The sequence below is a fragment of the Mesorhizobium sp. M4A.F.Ca.ET.090.04.2.1 genome (genome assembly GCF_003999085.1).
Classification (GTDB): Bacteria; Pseudomonadota; Alphaproteobacteria; order Rhizobiales; family Rhizobiaceae; genus Mesorhizobium.
This window is the reverse complement of sequence record NZ_RZOT01000260.1, coordinates 1-8,163: the sequence shown is the minus strand read 5'-3', so window position 1 is coordinate 8,163 and position 8,163 is coordinate 1. Positions and strand designations below refer to the sequence as shown.

General features: G+C 63.8%; 1 protein-coding gene. It reads left to right on the top strand.

The window, feature by feature from the left end; translation table 11 throughout:
- Positions 1 to 607: 607 nt before the first annotated feature.
- The coding region (locus EN781_RS18800; RefSeq protein WP_245492612.1) for a hypothetical protein at positions 608 to 8,163 on the top strand (7,556 nt) is incomplete at its 3' end.

The window sequence follows — 8,163 nt, the reverse complement described above, 5'->3', positions numbered from 1 at the left end:
GCGCGACATTCGTGCCGGGCTCCTTATTTGGATTTCGTGCCTGCCGTTACGGAAGCTGTCGCTGAGGTCCCAGGATCTGCCAATATTTTAAGAGGCGATCTGTGTTTCTTTCGCTAAGAAATTCTTAAACTATGGAAATATAAAAAAACTAAATCCCAGATAGACGTTGGAGTGATAAGCATAATATTTACGGTGTTCAGCAATTGGCAATGCATAATAACGGAATATATCGCGATATACACAAATATTCTATATTGTCACAAATTTTACATAAATATAGACACATCGCTGCTGTATGAGTTGTATTGCGTTCAAGAATTTTCGGATGTACGTTAGAACTCTATCATACATTCATAAATCTGCGGTCATATGTCGGGGGGGCAAAATGAACATTTTGTCGCGGCCAGCCTTTTTTGACGCGTTCCAGAAGAGATTTATATTAGCCAGCAAAGAAGAGGCGCCAGTCCCTGGCGTATTTGGTCGTTGGCTGGCGAGTTCGCTCCTGAGGCGCTCACCGGGGCGAGCCCGACGGCCCAGCAAAACATCAGATCTGCCGAACCTGGCGCTTGAGGCTCTTGAGGCGCGCTATCTGCTGTCGGCCGACGTCGTGCCTTTCGCGGTCGACATGAACGACCTGGCCGGGGCCGACTATTCGTTGCGCTATGACAATCTGATCCAGACGATCCAGATCTATGACAACAAGACGGATACGCTGATCGACCAGCGCAACGCGCAGCAGGTCGACTATATCGTGGTGCGCGGCACCGCCGCCGACGACAAGCTCACCATCGACTTCGGCGAAAACTTCCTGGCGGCGCTCGACGTACGCTTCGACGGTGGTGCCGGCAACGATACGCTTGCTATGACGGGCGGCAGCTTCGACGCCGTGCGGCTCGCGACCGACACCGGCCAGTCAGGAAGCATTACCGCGCAAGCCGGCGCGTTGACCCATAGCATTGGCCTGGCGAGCGTTGGCGCGGTCGAGGATGATACAGCGGCCAGCGAGCGAATTTATGCCGACAGTTCCGGGCAGGCGCGGGTGATCCGCATCGGCAGTTCAGATGGTTCAGATGACAATCTGGCGGTGCTTGACGCCGGAACCTCCAACAATCTGATCGCCTACAGGTTTGCAGTTCCTGCGGTCTCGTTGACCGTTGACGCGGGGGCGGGTGACGACAGCTTCGTGCTGCAGGAGATCGACCCCGCTTTGGCTGGCAAGGTCTTGTTGAGTGGCGGCGCCGGCAGCGACGCCGTTGTCGGGCCTCCGCAGGACACCGATTGGCATCTTACTGGCGACGGTTCGGGTCATGTTGCTGGGGTGTCCTTCGTTACGGTCGAGAACCTGATTGGTTCAGCCGACAACGAGGACACCTTCTTTGTTGGTGCGGCCGGAAAGTTGAGCGGCGTCATGGCCGGTGGCGATGCCGGCTTCGACAGCATGGTTCTCGACGGTGGCACCTTCGCCTCGGTGAAGTATGTGGCCACCGGGCAGACGTCGGGCACAATCACGCGTGACGGCGTCGTGCTCCACTATGACGGACTTGAACCGATCATCGACAACAGTGTCGTTGCGGACCGGGTCATCACAACCAGCAATGCCGACGATGAAGCGACCCTGCGCGATAATGGCGCGACACTGACGCTGTCGTCGGATTCCCTCATTCCGACATTCGAATCGATCACTTTCAACAAACCCAGCACCAGCCTCACCATCAATCTCGGCGATGATCTGGGCATTCCTATTCTTTCAAAGGATACCTTGACCATCAATGCGGTGAACCTTGGTTCGGCCGCGCTCTTCGTCAACGGCCAGGACGGCAAGGACGAGGTGACGATCTCCGGGACGCTGACTGCCGGCGCAGTCAACGTCAATGCCGAGAAGATTAGCGTTTCCAGCACCGTCAATGCCGGTTCGGTGACCCTGACTGCGGCGGCGGCGGATGATGGAGAAATCACGGGTGGCGCGTATTTCGCGACCCCGGAGGCGATCATCGACCTCACCGGCGCCACGATCATCGTGACGGGCGCGTCTCAATTCAGCGCAACCGCGACAGCCAATGTCGAGGCCGAGACTGCCGAGGTTGGGCCGCTCGCGGGTGTCATCGCGACGATCTTGCCCGAGGCACGGGTCAAGTTCAGCAGCACCGATGTGACCGCGGCCAGCCTGTCGGCGTCGAGCACCGTAACCGTGACCCTGACCGCAAAGGACGAGTCCGATGCCGGTTCCGACAACGATGAAAAGAAGGATGCGGCGGTTTCCGTCACCGTTCTGGTCAGCGACGCGATCACCGAAGTGCTCGCCGGCAGCGTGCTCAGCGTCTCGGGCGCGGTGTCGCTGACTGCGACCAGCAATCTGACGATGACCACCGAGGCCGATGGCGGTAGCGGCGGCAAGGGCGCCAGCGTTGCGGTTTCGGAAGTCAATGCGACAACCCGCGCCAATGTCTCCGGCGGCTCGACGATTGGCGCAAATGCCGGCAATACGCCGGATTCGATCGCGCTCGGCGCGACGCTGACGAGCAACATCACGACGATTGCCAGGTCGACGGCAGGCGGATCGGACCAAAGTGCAGGCGGTGACAACGAATCCGAGGAGCGTCTGAAGGACCCCAACAAGGACAGCAATACGTCCGACAAGGCGACGACAAGCGGCGGCAACATCACCTTTGCCGGCGCAGTGACGGTGTCCGATTTTCGGCCGACGACCGAAGCCTTCGTTCAGGCTTCGACCCTCACGTCCGGTGGCGCGATCACGCTGACCGCGCAATCGACGGACAAGGTGACGGCGACGGCAGACGGCACCAACACGAACTCCTCCGCTAACGGCGCGACCGGCATCGGCGTTGCGGTTGTGCTGAGCATCGCCGACGTCACGACGCGCAGCTATCTCGGCGGCACCTCGTCGCTGTCGGCGAGTGCGGTGTCATTGAGCGCCACGATTGCGGCCGGCGACAGCTTCGTCGCCCAGGCGACCTCTGGCGCCGGCGACGGCTCCAAGACGCAGGTGGCCGGTTCGCTGGCGATCAATATCGTTATCACCGAGGCTTCCGCCGACGTCGCGGCAAACGCCTCGATCGATCTGAATGGCGCGGATCTGTCGCTCACCGCCAACTCCACCACCAACGTCCAGACCGATGCGGTTCCTGACGACGCAAGCGGCGCCGCGGGTGAACTCGGCATCGGTGGTTCGGTCGCCCTGACCATCGTCGACAATTCCACCTCGGCGTCGATCCGCAACAATGCGGCCATCGTTGCCGGCGATGCTATCACCATGACCGCTACCGGCGCCCATACCGCTGCGACCACGGCGGAAGCGGGTGCGGAAGGCGGCGATGTCGGTATCGGCGGTGCGGTTGCGATCGACGTCATCGACAACAACACGGAGTCGTCCATCGGTTCCGGCGGCGAACTCGACATCACCGGCAATTTGACGGCCAGCGCCAGCAATCACGGCGTGAGCACGACGCTGGCCGATGGGGATGCCATCGGCTCGACGGCGATCGGCGCGGCGATTGCGCTTGCCTTCGTGGACAACCGGGCGTTCTCGACCTCGAACCGCAATCTTCGTTCGAACGGATCGATCAGCCTGTCGGCCGCCAATGACGGCTCCAGCAAGGCGGAATCGATCGCCAGCGCGGCTGGCGCCGAAGAAAACGAAGACGGCAACACCAAGGCCGACGATCAACGCGACAAGGAAGTCGATCTGGCCAACAGCAAGTCGAATGATGGCGACAGCGTCAGCAAGTCGGCCAACAGTTCAGGCGGCAGTGGCGGCGGCGATGTCAGCGTCGCGGCAGCACTTGCTCTCAACGTCTCATCGTCGGTCGCGGTGGCGTCGATCAATGACGGGCGCACGGTCATTGCCGGCGAGGGCGCCGGCGTCGGTGAACTCAATTTGCAGTCGTCCAACAACATGGACGCGACGGCGGAAGCCGATGGCACAGCAAAGACGAGCGACAGCGGCACCGCTGTCGGTGTCGCCGTGGCGATCAATATCGCGACGATGCGCAACGAGGCCTCGATCGGGGCGGGCAGCATCATCACCGCCGACGGGGTGAAAGCCGAAGCGAAGATGAAGAACGTCGGTGGTGACGTGACGCATCGTTTCGGCGCCGAGTCGACCTCCGGTGCCAGCGGTGGCGATATCGGCGTGGCCGGCTCGTTCGCGCTGAGCTTCGCCGATACCGACACGCTAGGCGTGATTGGTCTCGACCATGCCGATCAGCCGGCAGGTGGCGCCGCGACGGTCACCTTGACCGGCGGCAATGTCCTGCTCACGGCGATCAACACGACCGAAACCACGACGACGGCGACCTCCTCGGGGGCCGGAAGCGGCTCGGGCAGCGTCGGCGTCGGCGCATCGATCGCGCTCGGCATCGGCTTGAACAGCACTTTTGCTGGCGTCGAGGACGGCGAGACGGTTAGCGGGACGACGGGCAATTTCACGGTCACCGCGACATCCAATGACACGCTGACGACGACGGCCAAGGCCGGCGCGCAAGGCGCTACCGGTATCGGCGGCGCGATCGCTGTCGCCTATGTCGACAACGATACGGATGCGCACATCGGCACCGGCGGCGGCGCAGCGATCACGCTGACGGGCAATTTGGCCGCGCAAGCGTCGCACACCGGGACGGTTCACACGCTTGCCGATGGCGAAGCTGCCGGCAGCAGCGTTGGCGTTGGCGCGTCGATTGCGCTGAACATCGGCGAAGTCACCAACGACGCATTCCTCGGCCGCAATTTCCAGAATGTCGGCACGGTGACGATCACCGCGACCTCGACACTCGACACCAAGGCAGAGTCCAAGGCGAGTTCGAAGGGCCAATCCACGAAGAAGTCCGATGGCACAACGGATAGTGCCAACTCCGATCAGGAGACGACCAACCAGACCGAGATGGCCAAGAACCAGAGCGGCGGCACCAAGACGCCGACGCAGAGCGGCAGCAGCAGCCTTGGCCAGGCCGATGGCAACAGCAATGCGCAGACCGGCAAGGGTACGCAGGGCGGCAATGGCTCCGGTGGCACCAACGTGGCGGCAACGATCGCCGTCAATTTCCTCGATGCAGACAACCAGGCGCAGATCGCCGGCAACGTGACGATCTCCGGCACTGGCGCGATGAAGGTCGAGGCGATCAGCACGACCGACGCGCGGGCATTGGCCACGGCGACCTCTACGAACACCAGTTCCAATACCGGCGTCGCCGCCGCGGTCGGTCTCAACATCGTCCTCCTCGACAACAACGCGATGATCGGCGCAGGCGCCGATCTGACAGCGGGATCGATCGAGGTCCGCGCCGCGACCGCCAACGGCCAGAAGAACACGTTCCAGGCGCGCGCCCTCTCCGGTGCGGTCTCCAAGAACACCGCGATCGGCGGCTCGGTTGGCATCAACTATCTCGATGTCAACACGCTGGCATCGGTCGGCGACAATGTCGATCTCGACGCCAACACCGGCAACATCGAGATCGGCGCCGTCAGTCTCAATGAAATGCAGAACCTGGCCGGCGGTGCGGCCTTGAGCACCGGCAGCGGCGGTGGCGGCGTGGGCATCGCGGTCACCGTCAACATCGTCAACGATCTCAGCACCAAGGCCGAGACCGGCATCAATCTCGACGCCGAAGCGCAGGGCGCGATCAACGTCACCTCGCATGCCGAACTGCTGCCGGTCACGGAAAACCTGCCTGTCATCGGCTCGCTGGCCGTCACCAGCTTCGCCGCCGGCATCGCCGGTGCGTCCGGCGGCTTTGCCGTCGGCGGTTCGTCCAGCGTCAACGGGATCTTCATGGAGACGCACGCCTCGGTGAACGACAACTCCGACCTCGAGGCCGGAACCGGCATCAAGATCGAGGCGACGGACCTGCTGACCGTGGTCAGCGGGGCGGGCGGCATCGGCCTGACGCTGAACGGCAATGCCGGCGTCGGCATCGGCCTCGACGTGCAGGTGATCACGCGCAACACCAGCGCCTGGATGGGCGGCGGCGCGGATCTGGATACGTCGGCCGGCAACATCGTCATCAACGCCGACTCCTTCGACGACATCACTTCGATCGCGGCGACGTTCGGCGGCAGCGCCGGCGGCTCGGCCGGCGTCGCGGCGTCGGTCGGCGTGCTTTATCTTGACACATCGACGCAGGCCTTCGTCGAGGCCGGCAGCGCGCTGAACAAATCGCATCTGGGCGCCGGCGGAGATGTCTCCGTGACGGCCACCGGCGATGCGGACGTGTTCCTGCTGGCCGGCGCGGCGGCGTTCGGCCAAAGCGCCGGCATCGGCGTTTCCGGGACCGTGTTTGTCCATCTCGACGACGTGAAGGCGGAGCTCTATGGCGACGCCGATGTGGTCACCGGCGGCGCCAACGGCCTCTCCGTGTCGGCGATTTCCACCGATGAGGTGCTGATCATCGCCGCCGCCGGCGCGGCTTCCGCGCAGGCGGCGGTCGCCGGTTCGGTCGCCGTAACGGTGCTGACCGAGACAACGACGGCGCGCATCGGCGCAAACAGCAAGGTTTCCGGCCAGACGCTCGCCAACGATCCCGGCGTCTCGGTCTTTGCGAGCGACGAAACCGATATCCTGACGGTCGCTGGCTCGCTCGCGGTTTCCGCGGGCAACGCCGGCGTTGGCGCCGGTGTCAATGTGTCGACGCTGACGAAGAGAACGACTGCATCGATCGAGGCGGGCGCCGACATTGACGTCGACGGCAACGTGACGGTCGAAGCAACCGGCAACGAGGACATCGGCTCGTTCTCGGTGGCTGCGGGCGCGTCGAGCGGCGCGGGCGTCACGCTGACGGCCGACGTCTTCGTGCTGGACCTGAAGACCCGCGCCTTCATCGGGTCGGATCCGCTGGCGCCAATCGGCGGCCTGACGGATGTGCGGGCACGCGGCAGCGTGCTCGTCCAGGCACTCGACGAGACCGAGATGGACCTGATCGTTGGCGGCGTGGCGATTGGCGGCAGCGCCGGTGTCGGCGTCGCGGCCGGCGTTGCGGTTGTCGACAAGGTGACGGATGCCTTCATCGGCGCGGGTGCACGCGTCACCGGCGAGGGCCACGGCACGGTCGCGGCGAGAACCGGCCGCTACGACGTCTCCTACGCGGGCAGCCAGGCGATGTCGAGCTTCGAGCCGCAGGGCGGCAACAAGCCGACCGCGAGCAGCCTGGAGGCTGGTACGCCGTCAGGCCTCACCCAGTTCAAGGACCTCGACCAGGAGGGCGGCGACGACGTCCAGCAGGATCCGGGGCTGACCCAGAACCGGATTGCGAACGCGGCGGTCGACACCGGCTTCCGCGGCGTGGCTGTCTCGGCCTCGGCGAAGGATGATATCGAAACTTTTGCAATTTCCGTCGGCGGCGGTGGTTCGGTCGGCGTGGCAGTTGGTGCTGCCGTCAACATCGTCGATACCAAGACAAAGGCGTTCATCGGAGCCGATGCACAGATCAACCAGGACATGGCCGGCGCCGGAAATGCCGGACAGTCCGTGCTGGTTGCGGCGGCGAGCGACTTCAGCCATGTCGGCGTCGGGGCCGGTGCGGCCTTCGGCGGTTCGGGCGCGGGCGCGCCCGGCGTCGACGTATCGGTCATCAAGGTCGATACTTTCGCGACGATCAACGACGGCGCGGACGTGAAGGCGAACAACGACGTCGCCGTGATCTCCACGTCCAAGGAAAAGGTCATCGTCGTCTCCGCCGGCCTTGCCTTCAGTGGCACGGTCAGCCTGGCGGGAGGCGTCTCGGTGCTGTCGTTCGACACCGAGACCTATGCCCGCGTCGGCGCCAACGCGACGATTGTCGCCGGCGGCGACGTCGCCGTCATGGCCAAGGACGATTCCGAGGTGGTGGTGGTCGCGGGTGCGGTCGCCATCGGCCTGTCGGGCGGCGGCGCCGCCGGATCGGTCGCGGTCGTCACCGTCGACAAGCTTACTGAAGCGACGATCGGCGACAATGCAAGCGTCGACGCGTCCGGCAACGGCGCCGGCATTGGCGGCGTGCTTACCGGCACGATCCTCGGCGGCGGCGATCCGAGCGGCTTCGGCACGGCCGAGGCGCATGGCGTCATTGTGCAGGCCGAATCGTCGGAAGAGGTCACCAACGTGACAGTCGCCGGCGCCGGTGGCCTTTATGTCGGCTTGGCTGGCTCCGTCACTGTGACGCTGCTCAATTCGGA